Below are 16,881 nucleotides of genomic sequence, written 5' to 3'. Positions count from 1 at the left end.
TAGCCTCATAAATCACACTTAATACTGAGTTTAGTTAACCTAGTCATATATTTGTCATGTTTGTTGACTAAACTCAGTGCCTTATCTGATTAGGGAGGGCTTATTGTGTACAATTTATTAATGGATAAAGCGAGTTTATCGCAAGTTTTTCTGGCGTTTGCACCGATGGAAGCGCTTAAAGTTAAACACAATATTGATTATGCACTTGAGACGTTATCACTGCCATCAGCTGAGCTATTAGCCGAGATGCAAGTATTGGGAATTGACCTACCTGATAAGCCTTCAGCATCAAAAAAAGTGGATTTAACCACAATTAATAGCACAGTGCTAAGTTCACATTTGACCGAATTGTTTCTTGATAAACACAAGCTACTAAAAACATTTTCAGACTTCTCATTATCTGAGCAAGTTGAGCTGAGAGCGTTTTTGCAAAGCTTGATGCCGATGCTACATTTACCGCCACAAGCGTTAGTTGAAAAAATGCAGCGCGAGGGTGTGCTTGATGTATTAATGGGCGAAAGAGATAAAGCAAAAGCGGTAAAAGATAAAATCGCAGCACTTTCCCAAAATAAACGCGACAATAAAGTTGATGAAGTTAAAGAGCGTTTAGCTAAGCTCTCTAATAAGCCGCAGCAGTGTGCCGATGAGTTAAAAATAGCGCGTGTTAAAGCAAATCTAAATAAAGCCTCAGTAACTGATAATGCAACTATCATCGCAGATGCAAAACAAAAGATTGTACAGCTAGGTTAAATAACCTAGTTGTACTTGATTGATAAACTATTCCCCTTCATTTTTCTATACATACTGTACCAGACCGTTACAAACCAAAATTTTACTAACTTACTTGCGTTCCCCCTTATTTTTAAACGTACTCGGGCATATTTACCGTATTTATTTCTTAGATTTGAATACAGAGATCATATTTTTACTAAGCTAAGCCAGAAAAATATTAAGCAAGTCCGTTTTTGTTAGTAAAATTTTGATCTCAGAGCCGACTTTTAATTAAAAATAGCGTTTAGTTAGTAAAATTATGATCTCTAAAAACACAAAAATGTCGTTTTATTGATTTTAGTTAGTAAAAAACTGATCTATTAAGGTATTTGATCATTAATTTACTCATCAGCTAGTAAAATAATGATCCCAAATGCGCCGCAACCTAGTAAAAATATGATCTCTAAAATCAACAGTTAGTAAAATTTTGATCTCTATTATTTGGTTTTGGCTGTGAAAACGAGGTGGTAGCGGTACTTTAAGGGTGTGTTAGGGTTAAAAGTAATCAGTTGTTAACTTTGATTTTACAAATGAGCGTGGTTTTAAATCGCTAGTAAAATCTCGATCTGTTTTTTTAGCGGCAATCTTGATACTTAGTAAAAATATGATCTCTATCTCAAAGTTATTATTTATTAAAACAAAAAAAGGCCGTCAGGCCTTTGGATCACAGTTAGGGATACATAATATCAATTCGCTTAAATAACTAATCAGTCTAACCGGCTAACTATCATGTTACATGCGCTGGGGCTTATCGAAGTAGCATCACACTATAAGAAAGCTGCGCCTTTGTAGCATTTTATTTATCCAGTGCTAAACCTGCTCAAATACTTAACCGAATTGGTATAATAATGGTAAAAAAGCTAGGCAAGTACCTAGCTGATTTACTGGCTAAACAGTATTAAGAGAACTGGTTCATGGTGTTGTCTTCACCTGCAGCTTTTAGGGCCGCATCTCCAGAGAAGTACTCTTTGTGGTCGTCACCCATGTCAGAACCTGCCATGTTTTGGTGCTTAACACACGCAATGCCTTGGCGAATTTCTTGACGTTGTACGTTCTTAACATAACCCAGCATACCTTGCTCACCAAAGTACTCTTTTGCAAGGTTATCGGTAGATAACGCTGCAGTGTGGTAAGTAGGCAGTGTAATTAAGTGGTGGAAAATGCCAGCTTCACGGGCTGCATCAGCTTGGAAAGTACGGATCTTTTCATCAGCTAGTGCTGCAAGTTCAGTGTTATCGTATTCCACGCTCATTAGCTGATCACGGTTGTATTGAGATACGTCTTTACCTTCTTCAACCATGATATCGAAAACTTGCTGACGGAAGTTCAGAGTCCAGTTAAATGATGGAGAGTTGTTGTAAACAAGTTTTGCGTTTGGCACAACTTTACGAATTTCATTTACCATCGCGCCAATTTGGCCTACATGCGGCTTTTCCGTTTCAATCCAAAGTAAGTCAGCACCATTTTGTAATGAAGTAATACAGTCAAGCACACAACGCTCTTCCCCCGTACCAGGGCGGAATTGGAACAAGTTACTTGGTAAACGCTTAGGACGAACAAGCTTACCGTTGCGGTTTAAAATAACATCACCGTTTTTGATATCCGTAGATTCAATTTCTTCTACGTCTAAGAACGCGTTGTATTGGTCGCCTAAATCACCAGGCTCATTGCTTACTGCGATTTGTTTAGTTAGACCAGCACCAAGTGAATCGGTACGCGCTACGATAACGCCGTTATCTACACCAAGTTCAAGGAATGCATAACGAACAGCATTGATTTTTGCTAAGAAATCTTCGTGTGGCACAGTCACTTTACCATCTTGGTGACCACATTGTTTTTCATCCGATACTTGGTTTTCAATCTGGATACAACAAGCACCTGCTTCAATCATTTTCTTAGCAAGTAGGTAAGTTGCTTCCTCGTTACCAAAACCGGCATCGATATCAGCAATAATTGGTACAACGTGTGTTTTATGGTCGTTAATTTTAGCTAGGATTGTCTCTTCTTCTGCACTGTTTCCTGCTTTACGCGCTGCATCAAGTTCACGGAAATAACCGCCTAGTTCGCGGGCGTCAGCCTGACGTAGGAAGGTGTAAAGTTCTTCGATTAATGCAGCAACCGATGTTTTTTCATGCATTGATTGGTCTGGAAGAGGACCAAATTCAGAGCGTAGTGCTGCCACCATCCAACCTGAAAGGTAAAGGTAACGACGGTCAGTATTATTTTGGAAATGCTTTTTAATTGAAATCATTTTTTGCTGACCGATAAAACCATGCCAACAGCCAAGTGATTGCGTATATTGAGATGGGTCTTGGTCGTATGCTTCCATATCTTTACGCATAATATCAGCAGTGTAACGCGCAATTTCTAAGCCGTTTTGGAAGCGGTTTTGCAAACGCATACGCGCTGCTGACTCAGGGTTAATATTTTGCCATTTCTTCTCGCCTACTTCTTTTAACGTTGCAATGCGGTCGATTTCTTGTTGGTAAGTTAATTGTTTAGCCATCGTGTTAAGTCCTTCATCTTGTTGATTAGATGGCGCTGGTGTTATTACCTTTTTGAGCAACAACATTGAACGGGTAGCGCCTTTACATTTAAGTTAGGCTGAAACAGGATGATTTATAAAATTTATAGTTTTTATCATGAGTATTTTTTTAATGAATGCCAAAAGCAAGCTTTCTTGTGTAACTTAGATAGAATCAAATAACCAAATTATTTAAACGCATACAATTGTGTGCCACTTCAAGGTGAGAAAATTTATGACAACACGTATTCACCATGCAGGGTTAGCTGTTGATCCCAGCTTATACGCATTTATTAACCATCAAGTTATTCCAGGTACGGGCATTGACGTGGAGCACTTTTGGCAAGGCTTCTCAAAAATCGTGTCTGAAATGACACCGATTAACCGCGCACTGTTAGTGAAACGTGATGATCTGCAAGTGCAAATCGATCAATATCATCAAGCGCATTCAAACTTTGAATTTGACCATTACAAACAATTTCTACAGCAAATTGGCTATTTAAAACCAGCACCAAGCGATGTCACAGTGGTAACTGAAAGCGTTGAGCCTGAAATTGCCACAATGGCAGGCCCGCAGCTAGTTGTGCCGGTAAGCAACGCGCGCTTTGCGCTAAATGCAGCGAATGCCCGCTGGGGGTCATTGTATGATGCGTTATATGGCACCGATGCTATCTCGTACGACAATGGCCGTGAAGCCGGACGCGAGTACAACCCCGTACGTGGTAATGCGGTAATTGATTTTGGCCGTGAGTTTTTAGACCAAGCATTGCCACTAACATATGGTTCGCACAAAGATGCCAGTGATTACGCGATTGTTGATGGCAAGCTGATTGTCACGTTAAACAATGTAAGCCAAAGCGCATTGCAATCACCAGAGCAGTTGGTGGGCTATAACGGTACTAAGCAGCAACCTACAGAATTGATTCTTAAAAATAATGGGCTGCACATTATGATTCAGTTTGATGAAAACCATCAAATTGGCAAACAAGATAGCGCGCATATAAAAGATATTGTGCTTGAGTCGGCATTAACCACTATTATGGATTGCGAAGACTCTGTTGCGGCGGTTGATGCAGAAGATAAAGTAGGTGTATACAGCAATTGGCTTGGTTTAAACAAAGGCGATTTATCGGTTGAGTTTGAAAAAGGTGGTAAAACACTTACGCGTGCGCTTAACCCAGATTTAACCTACACAGATTTAAGTGGCGATGAGCAACAGCTAAAAGGTCGTAGCTTAATGCTAGTACGCAATGTTGGTCACTTAATGACAAATCCTGCGATTCTCGATAAAAATGGCGATGAAGTATTTGAAGGCATTATGGATGCGGTTATTACATCATTGATAGCATTGCATGATTTAAAAGGCAAAAGCACCCGCAAAAATAGCCGAGCTAATAGCATCAATATTGTAAAACCGAAAATGCATGGTCCTGAAGAAGTGGCTTATGCGAATACGTTATTTTGTAAGGTAGAAAACTTACTTAACTTGCCAGAGAATACCTTAAAAATGGGTATTATGGATGAAGAGCGTCGTACTTCGGTTAACCTCGCTGCGTGTATCGCTGAGGCGAAAGAGCGCGTTATCTTTATCAACACTGGTTTCTTAGACAGAACAGGCGATGAAATTCATACTAGTATGCTCGCGGGACCAATGTTGCCAAAAGATGCAATTAAAGCGCAAAAGTGGATTGGTGCGTATGAAAACAACAATGTGGATGTAGGCTTAGCATGTGGCTTAAGCGGTAAAGCACAAATTGGTAAAGGTATGTGGCCAATGCCAGATGAAATGGCGCAAATGCTCGTACAAAAAACTGCGCATGTGCAAAGTGGCGCAAATACGGCGTGGGTGCCATCGCCAACGGCCGCAACCTTACATGCGATGCATTATCATCAACAGGATGTATTTAGCTTACAACAAGAAATTAAACAGCGCGTTGCCGCTAATGTGGATGATATTTTGTGCCCGCCACTGCATCCAGAGCCAAAATCAATGACCTCTGATGCGATTCAAAATGAGCTGAACAACAATGCACAAGGCATTTTAGGCTATATGGTACGTTGGGTTGAGCAGGGAGTAGGTTGCTCTAAAGTGCCTGACATTAATAATGTGGGCTTGATGGAAGACAGAGCCACATTGCGTATTTCATCACAGCATATGACTAACTGGTTATGCCATGGTGTTTGCAGCGAGAAACAAGTAATTGACACCCTAGAAGCAATGGCCAAAGTGGTTGATAAACAAAATGAAGGCGACGCTAATTACCGTAATATGTCAGATAATTACGCGCAGAGCGTGGCGTTTCAAGCGGCACTAGAGCTAGTATTATCAGGTACAAAACAACCGAACGGTTATACAGAGCCTGTGTTACACCGCCGTCGTTTAGAGTTTAAGGCGGCGAATTAAATGTGCTGATTTATCAAGTTTAGTACAAAAAAGGCCTGAAAAATCAGGCCTTTTTATATAATTTTGATTAGTCTTGCACGATTGCGTTGTGGTAGATGTTTTGAACATCATCGCTATCGTTAAGCATATCCATAAACTTTTGGAAAAGCGGAATATCATCGCCTTCAATATCCACACTTGTTTGTGGTACGAAAGTGATTTCTTCAACATCTAGTTTCACATCTGGAAATGCTTCTGCCAGAGCAGTTTTAACGTTATAGAACTCAGTGTGTGGTGCAAATACTGAAACGATGCCATCTTCAACTTCAACATCAGTTACGTCAACGTCTGCCATCATTAGTGCTTCTAGCACTTCTTCGTCGTTGTCGCCTGCAAATGCAAATACAGCTTGGTGATCAAAGCTGTGTGCAGCTGTACCTGGGCTACCAATTTTTGAGTTAGTTTTAGTAAATGCTAAACGTACATCTTTAATGGTACGGTTTGGGTTATCCGTTAAACAATCGATAATAACCATGCAGTTACCTGGACCAAAGCCTTCGTAGCGTGCTGGTTGGTAATCTTCGCCAGCGCCGCCTTTTGCTTTTTCAATCGCTTTGTCGATTACGTGTGCAGGTACTTGGTCTTTCTTTGCTTTTTCGATAAGGCGTTTTAACGACAAGTTAGTATCTAGCTCTGCGCCGCCGTTTTTAGCCGCTACATAGATCTCTTTACCGTATTTAGAGTTTACTTTTGTTTTTGCGGCTGCTGTTTTAGCCATCGCGTTCTTGCGAACTTCAAACGCTCTTCCCATCTTAATTCACTCTCTATTCTCGCAGGAAATTTAGTTGCATGATTCTAACAAGTAAGGATTAAAACAGCTAGTAGCAACGCAAGATTAACAATTATTGCAAGTCAGTAAGCTTGTTGGTTATAAAACACATATATATTTTTTATTTTTGGTATTTCCTTTATTTATATTGCTGTTTCAGCTTTAAATTTTTTGCTCATAGTCTATTATTTCTACATGTTTTTTTTAAATCTTCATATTATTTATTGAGACAATAACTAGGCTTTGCGCTAACAGGGCGATCTTTTACTTAAAAGAGTAAATTAAAAGAAAGCTTTTTAATGCTAGTGGCACAAAGTAACAACAGCTATATTAAGTTTATGGAGTTAATGGCACTGTGAAGGATTATGGACAGGGCGATATAAGTTTAAACTTACTGGTGGACCGGATGCTTGACGGCTTTTGGCTGGTCAACAAGCATGGTGTTATCCTAGATGTTAACGAACAATATTTATCACTTACAGGGTACAGTAAAGAAGAAGTTGTTGGCCATCTCATTGAAGACTTCGAACTCTTTGAATCAAATCAAGATACCAATGATAGAATCGCTAAAATCACTGAGTTTGGCAGTGTTAGATTTGAGAGTAAGCACGTAACTAAAAGCGGCGCAGTCGTTGATGTTGAAGTAATGGCAAGTGCGGTGCCGAATAATAAGGGGTTGTTTTTTGGTCTTATCCGAGATATTCGTGTTCGAAAAGAATATGAAGCAAAACTGCTGTTAACAAATAATATCATTAACCAAGCGAGCGATGGCATTTTAGTTACCGATAGCTCCGGGAACATTGAATATGTAAACCAATCTTTTACCAATATTACCGGTTATCAGAGTGATGAAGTAATCGGTAAAACACCCGCAGTGTTAAGTTCAGGTATGCAATCAGCTTCCTTTTATGATCAAATGTGGGCATCTCTTGAAAAAAAAGGCGCATGGGCTGGTGAGGTATGGAACAAGAAAAAAACAGGTGAAATCTATCCTGAATGGCTCACCATTAATTCATTAAAGAGTGGTAAAAAAACATCTCATTACATTGCAAATTTTAATGATTTATCTGAATCGAAAAGGCTCACTAATCAACAAGAATTTCTTGAATTTCATGATCAACTTACTGGCATAGCAAACCTAAAATTATTTAACCAACGTTTAAGTATTGCACAAATGTTATACGAAAAACAAAATGTGCCTTATGTCATAATTATGCTTGATGTAAGTCGTTTTAAAACGGTGAATGATGCGCTAGGGCATGCAGCAGGCGACCATATACTTAAAGAAATAGCTAAGCGATTAACAAAACGAATCCGTCTTTCAGACACGTTGGCGCGTTTCAGCGGCAATCAATTTGTGATTTTGATGAGCGAACAAAATGTGCCACAAAATATCGACAAAATTTGCCAAAATATCGCAGCTTATTTTGACGAACCTTTTTATTTCGGTACACAAAACATTAAGTTATCCGTCAATATTGGTGCGGCAATATTTCCTGAACATAGCAAAGAACATAATGATATCCTCGCGTATGCGGAAATGGCGATGTACCATGCCAAAAAGCAGCAATATGATTATATTCAATTGTTTAATAATCAAATAAAACAAGCACTTTCTACTCGAAATAAATTAGAGGAAGGATTAAAAACCGCGATAAAGCGCGACCAACTTACCGTTTACTTTCAGCCTCAAGTGAATAGTGCCACCAATGAGGTATTCGCGATTGAGTGTTTGTTACGTTGGCAACACCCTGAATTAGGGAGTATTTCACCTGACACATTTATACCCATTGCAGAAGAGAGTGGGCTTATATGTGAGATTGGTGATTGGGTAATGGAGCAAGCATTAACACATTTCAGACAGTGGCTGTTGGGCAATATTTTTGATGGTACAGTTGCAGTTAATGTATCGTTAGCGCAGTTTTTAAACCCTAATTATCTTATAGGTTTAAGAAACTTACTTAGCAAAACACTCGTTGCAGCAAATAAAGTAGAAATTGAGGTCACTGAGTCATTATTTAGCAATCAAGATGCAGATCATTTAGCGATATTGAAAGAACTCAATTTAATAGGATTTCCAATCGCCATTGATGATTTTGGCACGGGTTATTCATCACTCCATCGCATAAAAATGATGCCCGTTAATACCATTAAAATTGATAAATGCTTTATTGATAATATTGAAACTGATGTAAGTGACCAAACTATAGTACAAGCGGTAGTTAACATCGCAAAAAGCATTGGGTTAAATGTACTTGCAGAGGGTGTAGAGACACAAGGGCAGGTTAATAAATTAGCTGAGTTTGGCTGTTATTATTGCCAAGGCTACTTTTATGCAAAGCCACAACCTATAGATACTTTTCCAAACTGGCTGGCTGAATTTAAAAATAAGTCCGTTTAGAAACGATACCCAATACGCCAGCTTACGCTCGACACATTATCATGTGGTAGAAATGCCACGCTGCTATCAAGCTCAACCATCCACTCGGGCGTGATATCGTAAGTAACAAATACACTTAGCTCGGCGTAATCATCATCAGTATTGTGAGGATACGACTTTCTGCCTGCAAAACTGACAAACTTATTGGTTTGTTTAGTACCATCGCCTTGAAACAGTTCATTCCAGCGTATAACGCCACCTGCAAGTAAATAGGTATCGGGTTTAATTTCAATGATCTTTGACGCCGAAAGTAAGCCGCTTAACACTACAGTTTCATCTTCTAGTGCATCCAGTAACGTTAGCGCCATTTCATTTTGTTCAACCATAACATCGCGATAACGCCATTCGTTGTATTGCACAAGTAACGACGGTTCGATAACCCAGTCGTCAAAAAACATACCATAGCCTACGGACAGTCCGTAACTGGGGGCATATGTTTTATGTTGTGATGAGGGAAGATCTAAAAATGATTCTCGATAGTCACTTTGCCAATAAGTGTAATTTCCTGATATCGCAAAGTTTTCAATGAAATAGGTTAGCGTTGCGGCGTAAGATTGTGAATCAATCTTTAATGAATTCGCTTTTCGTGAAAAGTGGGTATCTTCCCAGTTTATATAATCTAAACTGACTCGCACGCTCTCACTAAAGTCGTGTGCTAATGAAAAGCTCGTGCCACTGGGTGTTACACTGGTCAGTGTGCCAGATTGATCTAGCGGTAAATCTGAATGGCTTTGGCCTACTTTAATTTCAACAGCATTCGCACCAGTTGTTATGCCAAGCATTAAAACTGGTAAAAAACAGTGATATGTAAAGCGGTTTAAATTGCACATAGCCAACTCATTACGATACAGCGGTGACGATAATAGCAGCAATTAGCCGCAGCAAATAAGTGAAATTGCTAATAAAGTGTGAAATTTTGTAATCCAATTTAACAGTTGAGTGCTTTTTAAACGCTCATGTGGCTTTTATTTAATCTTACAGCTGCGCAACCCTTAGGAAATTTCCTTAGCGTAGCGTGTGATTTAAAGTTGACGATCGAGATTGATCGCACTTTGAAAAATGAATTGTTATTGCAATTACATAACGAATGAAAAGATGATTCGCTTGCTTGGTAAATTTTTATTCACTATTGCTAATTGCGTATTGCACTTTTTTTCTACTTAGTATTTAATGGCCGCCACTTTTTTGCCTTGGGCAAAAATACCGAAGTTAGTATTGGTTAGAGAAATAAAAATAACGGTGCGTTATGGATTTTTATATCCTAAAAAAAGGGGATGAGCTAAAAGCCATTCCTGCTGACAAAGCAATTTGCAAAAGCTATGAAAAATCGGGTTATAGCTATATTGATAAAGTAGCGGCATGTACTGAACAAGCAGCTATTAACAAGCTAAAGGGAAAAACCTTTGAAACGCTTAAAGGGCCATTGCTCCGTTTAAGTGTTGTTATTTTTGCATTGATTCTACTGTGGTGGGTGAGTTAACCACCACAGCTTCCTTATTTACCTTAGCTAGGTGAAATCTTTCTTTTCTTTTTATTTATTGCCACACGATAACGGTTGTGCAGTATGCCAACGCGTTCGACATACGCTTTCGTTTCAGCAAATGGTGGTATGCCTCGGTACTTTTTAACGGCATTAGGGCCTGCATTATATGCAGCCGTTGCTAATCTGATATTGCCATTAAACTTTTCTAATAAATAAGATAAATACTTAACACCACCTAAGATGTTTTGGCTCGGCTTAGTTGGGCGTTTTATGCCCATGTATTTAGCGGTTGCCGGCATCAGTTGCATTAATCCTATTGCACCTTTTTTTGAACGCGCATTGGCTTTAAATGCCGATTCAGCGTGGATCATTGCGCGAACAAGTGCTGGGTCAACATTATGTTGCTTACTTGCTGTCGCTATTTCTAAATGATACTTGTCTGGATAGATAGGAATTTTATGCCAATTTAAAGACGAGCGCAGTTGGCAGGCATAACAGCCCGTTCGATAAATACTGTAGCTGTGTTTAATTGGTTTTCGGTCGGTAAAAGCAATAGAACCATCACTTTTAACGTACTGATAAATAGGTTTAGCAGCCGCTGAAAACGCGAAAAACAGCATTATTAGAAGTAGTCTAAAAATCATTTTCGGTAAGGTATAACGTATTATTGTAATTATGGTCTGAAAGAGCAGATTTTCAACTCTTTCAATGGTGGTTACTTTACCTGTTTTTAGATGTGCTTTGTAGCCTAGTTAGAAGAATTAGATAAATTCTGTTATTGATAAATGAAATGCTAACAAAGCTGAATTTATAATTGAGCGCTATGCTATATCGATAAATTAAAATGTAGTTAGCATGTTATGTAGCGTGTAACCATGATGAGCTAGTTAAGTAAGTATTTATAAAGACGGCAAAAAAGTAAAAAGGCGCTTAACGCGCCTTTAGTAGATGACAGTGTATCCTATTTAAAGGAAGTGAATTTGCTTACACCATATCATCGAAAGGGTTGCTTGCAGTTAGTTTTACAGAGTGCGTAAAACCAGGCAAAGAAAGGGTTTCTTGCGTTAATTCGATATCGTTTTCATCAATTAAGCCATCACCAAAACGATAAATTAATTGGTAATCACCTAAATTTGCAGCCGCGCTGTAATCAGCTTGGTTTTGTTTAGTTTGTGTGAGTTTATCGCGATACGATGCCATTGCACTTTCGCCATGACGTTTAGTGAGCATCTCTAGCGTAATATTTGCTGAGAACATTGGCGCCGTAGCGTTGTTACCGCCAAAGCCTTTTGAGTTAATAAAGGCAATATCTTGTGCTTCACACTCATAGTGCTCAGTGCGAATATCAAGGCGCTCGGCGTAAACGTCGTCAGCGACTTTATCGATTGTGGTGATACCCGGCATAATGTTATGGCTAAAAATACCAAGTGCCATGGCCATTTGATCGCCACTTGCTGGGCCAATTGTATGACCAACAAAGGCTTTAGGCGCCGCAAGTTTCCAATTATCAATATTAAACGCTTTTGCAACGCGGTCATAAATGATTGACTCTGTTACACGGTTTTGTGGTGTACTTGAACCATGGGCAAGAATATAGCTACGCTTTTGTGCTGCTTCTTCACCGAGAATACTTGTTGCAAGTGCTACTGATTTTGCCATCGTAATATAATTACCTGGGCCTGGCGCAGTAATTGATTTTTTGATGCCATCAGCGTTTACAAATACATCAGGTACTGAGCCCATAACATCAGCGCCAAGTTCTAATGCTAATGCGTCATCCATTAATACGGCAAATTGTGCGCCTTCACCTATGGTAAAACCGCAGTTTTCACCAAATGGACGGCTAGTGCGGCGTAAATTTGGGGTATCGCTATTATCAAGCTTTTTCAAGCCTTCAATATTTGCCAGTGCGCTCATATTGCCAAAGCCTTCAACAATTTCAGGCGTAACTGCACAATCAACACTGCCAACAATTGCAACACGGGTGCGGCCCGCTTTGATATCGTGCACTGCTGCACGTAAGTTATATAAGAAGGTAGCGCATGCGCCTGATGTAGTGAAGGTTGTACCTACATTGCCGGTTACATAAGCGTTAATAAAGTCCGTCGACATGGTATTTAAACCAAGTGCTAAGTTTTTGGTGCTAACACGATCGCCTCTTAAGCGGTTTTTCATCATGCCGCCGAATGCTTCATCTTGCATTTGGCCTGCAACCGATGCGGAATAAGTACCGATTTGGTCAGGGTCGACAACGGCAAGTACATCTTGCCACGCTAAACCGGTTGATTTGATTGCATCCGTTGCGGCAAAAATAGTGGCTTGTAAGCCACGAGGCTGATAGCGGCTGTTATAAAGCGTACTTGGATCAAATCCCGTTGGAAATTGGCCAGCTGCTTTAATTGGATTATCGCGGTAGGTATCGTGCTTAAGTGATAATTCACCGTTAATCGTTACTTTAACTTTACCGCCTTCCAAGTTTTCTATTTGCCAATCGCGCGGCTGGGGTGACGGTAAGTGACGCGCACTTGTTTCAAATACAATGCTGTCGCCTTCACTTGGCATTACCGTCATTTTTTGATGCCCATGAGTGGCATCAACATCAAAATGATTGTTTTCAATTTTACGAATTAAGGTACCAGCAATAATTTGCTCACCAAATTTAGCTTCGATTTCGCTTGCGCAAATAGCTTGGTTTTCATGGTCAACAAGTTCACCGTTTTCTTGGCGTACTAGATTCATTAACGTTGCAAGGCCAAGAAATGTTTCTTGTCGCGCTTCTTGTGTTAATTTATCTATTACAATGCGACGGAACCCTTGGTGAGCAGATGTGCGTCCTGCGGCATTAATACCACCCATTCCAACAACAATAGGTAATGCAGTCATAAAAACCCTAGATATATACAGTTTGCGTTATTTAGACACAGTTTATTTTGATTTTAAGTTTTAGTTTGTGTTTAATTGGACATAGTTTTGGTGTATTTGGCCATTTCAAACTGGTTTGAGCAGTTATTATGACAACAAAAGTACGACTCTTATTGTATCCACAAATATTGGCGACCAGCGTTACGCTGCCAGTAGAAATGCTTAAAGCGGGCGAAGCATCATTTCATGACCGCAAAAATCGTAAGCTTGATATTAAGTTTGTAGCCGATAAACAAGAGCTGATCCAATGCCGCGCGGGGTGTGCTTTTTTACCCGAATTAACTGTTGGCTGTGATGACAATGCCGATTTTATTATTGTGCCGGGGATCTGGCGAAATCCTCGCCCTGTTATTAAGCAAAACCAAGCGGCGATTGGCTATTTGAAAGCTCAGTGGCAACAGGGTGCAACAATTGTCGGTGTTGGTACTGGCAACTGTTTACTTGCGGAAGCAGGCTTGCTTGACCATCACGCAGCAACAACGCATTGGCATTACGCTAAACAATTTCGCAAAGACTATCCTAAGGTCGATCTAAAACCGGAATTTTTTATTACGCAATCGGAGCGTATTTTTTGTGCGGCCAGTTTAAACTCGCTGGCTGATATTATGGTTTACTTGATTGCGCAATTATTTGGGCGAGATGCCGCGCAAAATGTGGAACGTAACTTTTCTCATGAAATTAGAAAACCATACGAAGAGCAGCGTTATTTAGAGGGGGCAGTTGATAGACATGCCGATGAACTCATTGCGCAAATTCAATTTTGGCTTAAAAACAACGCGTCGAGCGAATTATCAATGCAGCATGTTGCTGAGCAATTTGGTATTAGCCAGCGCACCTTATCACGGCGTTTTAAAGCGGCAACGGGCACCACAGCCAACCATTATTTACAAAAAATGCGCCTTGAAATGGCCCAAGAGTTATTGGCTTCGACCAACCTAACCGTGCAAGATGTAGCGGTAGCTGTAGGTTATGTTGATCAAGGTTATCTCACCAAAGTATTTAAGCGCGAGTTAAAACAAACACCGTCAGATTATCGTTTACTGGTGAGGAAAAAACTGTTTAAAACAGATTCGTGATTTTGTATTTTTAAAAAATAGCGTTATTAATTCATGCGATAGTATAGTTAACGTCTGCTATTTGGGCTAAATAGCAGACGTTTTTTTAAATGAAGTTTGCTTTAGCTTTTGCTGCACTGAAAATGGATCTTGGTTGGCAAGTTCTCGTTCAAACAATTGATGGTTAATTGGCTTAGAGACAAAATAACCTTGAGCATAGTCGCACCCAGCTGCCTCTAATATGAATAATTGTTCTTGTGTTTCAACACCTTCCGCGATTACTTTTAAACCTAATTTATGCGCCATTACAATAATAGCTTCACACAGCGCTTGGTTCTGTGCCGAACTTTCAAGATTCATGACAAAGGCGCGATCGATTTTTAAGTAGTCGAGTTCAAACTTGGTAAGGTAAGATAGCGCGGCGTACCCGGTGCCAAAGTCATCAAGAGATATTGCTACGCCTGCTGAGCGAAACTTTTTAAGTGTTTCTTTTATTTCTTCATTGTCATCAAGTAATAAACCTTCGGTAATTTCGATACAAATACCGTGCTTAAGACTTAGTTGTAGTAAAGTATTGAGCCAAATGACATCGTGCTTACTGACGCTTGACTGAAATTGCGCAGGGGAGCGGTTAACACTAATTTGAAAGTGTTGATCATAGCTTGATTGCCATTTTTTTACTTGCTCGGCCGCCTGTTGAAACACCCAGTTGCCAATATCAATAATCATTCCTGATGTTTCAGCGAGTGGAATAAAGTCAGCGGGGCTCACCATACCAAGTTCGGGATGATGCCAGCGCAGTAGCGCTTCTGCTTTATGAATTTTTAAATCAGAGATTGATAAAATTGGCTGATAAAGAACTTCAAATTGCTGGTTAATCACAGCAAGACGTAATTCCTGTGTGAGTAGGTGCGCTTTTTCAGTTTTTTCTTGTAAGGTTTTGTTGAAATGACGGTATTGTTTGCGCCCCTCTTCTTTCGATAAGTACATTGCTTGATCGGCAAAACGCAGCAACTCTTCCATTTTTTCGCTGTGGTCAGGAAACAAAGTAATACCAATACTGGCCGAGATAAATATTGATTCATTATTAATGTAGAACGGCATCTCAATCGCTTGAATCAACTTTGAGGCAATGTTTTCGACATCTGCTAGGTTGTGAATATTACACAGCAGCGCAGTAAACTCATCACCACCAATTCGCGCTACCGTGTCGGTTTCGCGTAAAATTATTCTTAGGCGCTCAGATACCTCAACTAACAATAGGTCGCCCGCATTGTGACCCATGGTATCGTTAACTTCTTTAAAGTGGTCTAAATCAATAAATAACAGTGCAAATTTATCGCCTGAGCGCTTACTTTTGGCGATTTCTTGATTAAGCCTATCGGTAAACATATTACGATTGGGTAACTGGGTGAGTGCGTCAAAGTTAGCTTGGTGCCAAATAACTTGCTGAGATTGCTTTTTCTCAGTGATGTCAGACATTGAACCAACCATGCGATACGGATTGCCTTTTTCATCGCGCATTGCTTCACCAACAATATGGAACCATAACTCTTGTTGTTTGGCGCTATACATACGCACTTCAATATCAAATGCTTCAAATGGGTCGGCTAGGTGCACCTCAAGGCTTGCTTTAAACTGTTTAATATCATCAGGGTGGATTTGTTCAGTAAAGGAAGCAAAATCACAACCAAACGCTAGATTGTCAAAGCCAAGTAGCTCGGTAAATTTAGTAGAGTAAAATACCTCGTTATTTGAAATATCCCAGTCCCATACCCCAGCGCTGGCACCTTTTGCAGCTAGTTCGTAACGTTGTTGGCTTAAATAAAGCTTACGTTCTGTTTCATTGATAGTTGTTACGTCTTCAACTACACCGATATAGGCAGTGATTACTTTGTTCTCAATGAGCGGTTCAGCGTGAATCGATAACAGCTTATTTTTTGTTTTTGCAGCTGATCGGAATGTGAATTGAAAATTAGCACCTTTGGCAGTGCAGGCATACCAGTGTTTAATGGCTTTTTGTCGATCATCTGGGTGCATTGCGTTAATGTAGCTGCTGCCGACGATATCAGTATTGGTTAAGTTTAACACTCGATAAAGCGCATTATTTGCAAACATGCATTCGCCAGTTGGCTTGGCGACAAACAAACCAATCGGGACGTGCTGCAGCACCGCTTGTGTGTTAAATGCAAAACCTTTGCTTAACTTCCTTACCAAAATAGCTATTCCATTATCTCAATACGCTTAGCTTGTAGTAAGTGTAGTCAAAAAATGGTCGTATGCTTGAAATCCTTGTCTTTTTCTAACAATAAATTGGTGAATTTTTGGTTTAGAGAAAAAATGCGTGAGCGGGAAGTTTATTCGGTGCAATTAGCTCCGTTTCTTAACTAATAGTTCGCGTTAGCAGCGACTTGTTGCATGCAAAACTAACCTCTGCACCCGTATAAACAAAGACTAGCAGTACATGCGTTGTT

At 39.8% G+C, this 16,881-nt stretch carries 11 protein-coding genes; 5 read left to right on the top strand and 6 right to left on the bottom strand.

Going from position 1 to position 16,881, the window contains the following annotated elements; genetic code table 11:
- The first annotated feature begins 105 nt into the window (after nucleotides 1-105).
- Nucleotides 106-750, top strand: a complete 645-nt coding sequence (locus AN214_RS00520) for a hypothetical protein (protein ID WP_152960682.1) — start codon at nucleotides 106-108, stop codon at nucleotides 748-750.
- Nucleotides 751-1,669: 919 nt separating this feature from the next.
- On the opposite strand, the gene AN214_RS00515 is transcribed toward AN214_RS00520, so the two are convergent.
- Entirely contained in the window at nucleotides 1,670-3,277 is a 1,608-nt protein-coding gene (locus tag AN214_RS00515; protein ID WP_082428450.1) for an isocitrate lyase, read from the bottom strand.
- 253 nt (nucleotides 3,278-3,530) lie between these two features.
- Between AN214_RS00515 and AN214_RS00510 the strand changes: the two genes are divergently transcribed.
- Complete coding sequence (locus AN214_RS00510) at nucleotides 3,531-5,699, top strand: malate synthase G (RefSeq protein ID WP_054977940.1); 2,169 nt, start codon at nucleotides 3,531-3,533, stop codon at nucleotides 5,697-5,699.
- 67 nt (nucleotides 5,700-5,766) lie between these two features.
- On the opposite strand, the gene AN214_RS00505 is transcribed toward AN214_RS00510, so the two are convergent.
- Nucleotides 5,767-6,489: a YebC/PmpR family DNA-binding transcriptional regulator gene (locus AN214_RS00505; RefSeq protein ID WP_054977939.1), complete on the bottom strand. Its 723-nt coding sequence runs from the start codon at nucleotides 6,487-6,489 to the stop codon at nucleotides 5,767-5,769.
- Between the two features lie 373 nt (nucleotides 6,490-6,862).
- Here AN214_RS00505 and AN214_RS00500 point away from each other — a divergent pair, with 373 nt between their 5' ends.
- Nucleotides 6,863-8,908: an EAL domain-containing protein gene (locus AN214_RS00500; protein ID WP_152960681.1), complete on the top strand. Its 2,046-nt coding sequence runs from the start codon at nucleotides 6,863-6,865 to the stop codon at nucleotides 8,906-8,908.
- Here AN214_RS00500 and AN214_RS00495 read toward each other — a convergent pair.
- Nucleotides 8,905-9,729, bottom strand: a complete 825-nt coding sequence (locus AN214_RS00495) for a hypothetical protein (protein WP_152960680.1) — start codon at nucleotides 9,727-9,729, stop codon at nucleotides 8,905-8,907. The two genes, AN214_RS00500 and AN214_RS00495, sit on opposite strands and share 4 nt — an antisense overlap.
- A 464-nt stretch (nucleotides 9,730-10,193) precedes the next feature.
- On the opposite strand from AN214_RS00495, the gene AN214_RS00490 reads away from it, so the two are divergent.
- Nucleotides 10,194-10,427 carry a hypothetical protein gene (locus AN214_RS00490; protein WP_010558399.1) on the top strand — a complete coding sequence of 78 codons (234 nt, stop codon included), beginning with the start codon at nucleotides 10,194-10,196 and terminating at the stop codon, nucleotides 10,425-10,427.
- Between the two features lie 23 nt (nucleotides 10,428-10,450).
- Here the strand turns inward: AN214_RS00490 and AN214_RS00485 are convergent, their stop codons facing one another.
- Entirely contained in the window at nucleotides 10,451-11,050 is a 600-nt protein-coding gene (locus AN214_RS00485; RefSeq protein WP_054977936.1) for a lytic transglycosylase domain-containing protein, read from the bottom strand.
- Between the two features lie 364 nt (nucleotides 11,051-11,414).
- On the bottom strand, nucleotides 11,415-13,313 hold the full coding sequence (locus AN214_RS00480) for a beta-ketoacyl synthase (RefSeq protein WP_054977935.1): 1,899 nt from the start codon (nucleotides 13,311-13,313) through the stop codon (nucleotides 11,415-11,417).
- A gap of 128 nt (nucleotides 13,314-13,441) precedes the next feature.
- Between AN214_RS00480 and AN214_RS00475 the strand changes: the two genes are divergently transcribed.
- The gene (locus AN214_RS00475; RefSeq protein ID WP_054977934.1) at nucleotides 13,442-14,428 is read left to right on the top strand and encodes a GlxA family transcriptional regulator; all 987 of its coding nucleotides are present in this window, start codon (nucleotides 13,442-13,444) and stop codon (nucleotides 14,426-14,428) included.
- Nucleotides 14,429-14,494: 66 nt separating this feature from the next.
- On the opposite strand, the gene AN214_RS00470 is transcribed toward AN214_RS00475, so the two are convergent.
- Nucleotides 14,495-16,624: a GGDEF and EAL domain-containing protein gene (locus AN214_RS00470; RefSeq protein WP_054977933.1), complete on the bottom strand. Its 2,130-nt coding sequence runs from the start codon at nucleotides 16,622-16,624 to the stop codon at nucleotides 14,495-14,497.
- Between the last annotated feature and the right edge of the window lie 257 nt (nucleotides 16,625-16,881).

It is taken from the genome of Pseudoalteromonas sp. P1-9, from assembly GCF_001399975.1.
Classification (GTDB): domain Bacteria; phylum Pseudomonadota; class Gammaproteobacteria; order Enterobacterales; family Alteromonadaceae; genus Pseudoalteromonas.
The sequence above is the reverse complement of the archived record's forward strand: the minus strand, read 5'-3'. Positions and strand labels throughout refer to the sequence as shown.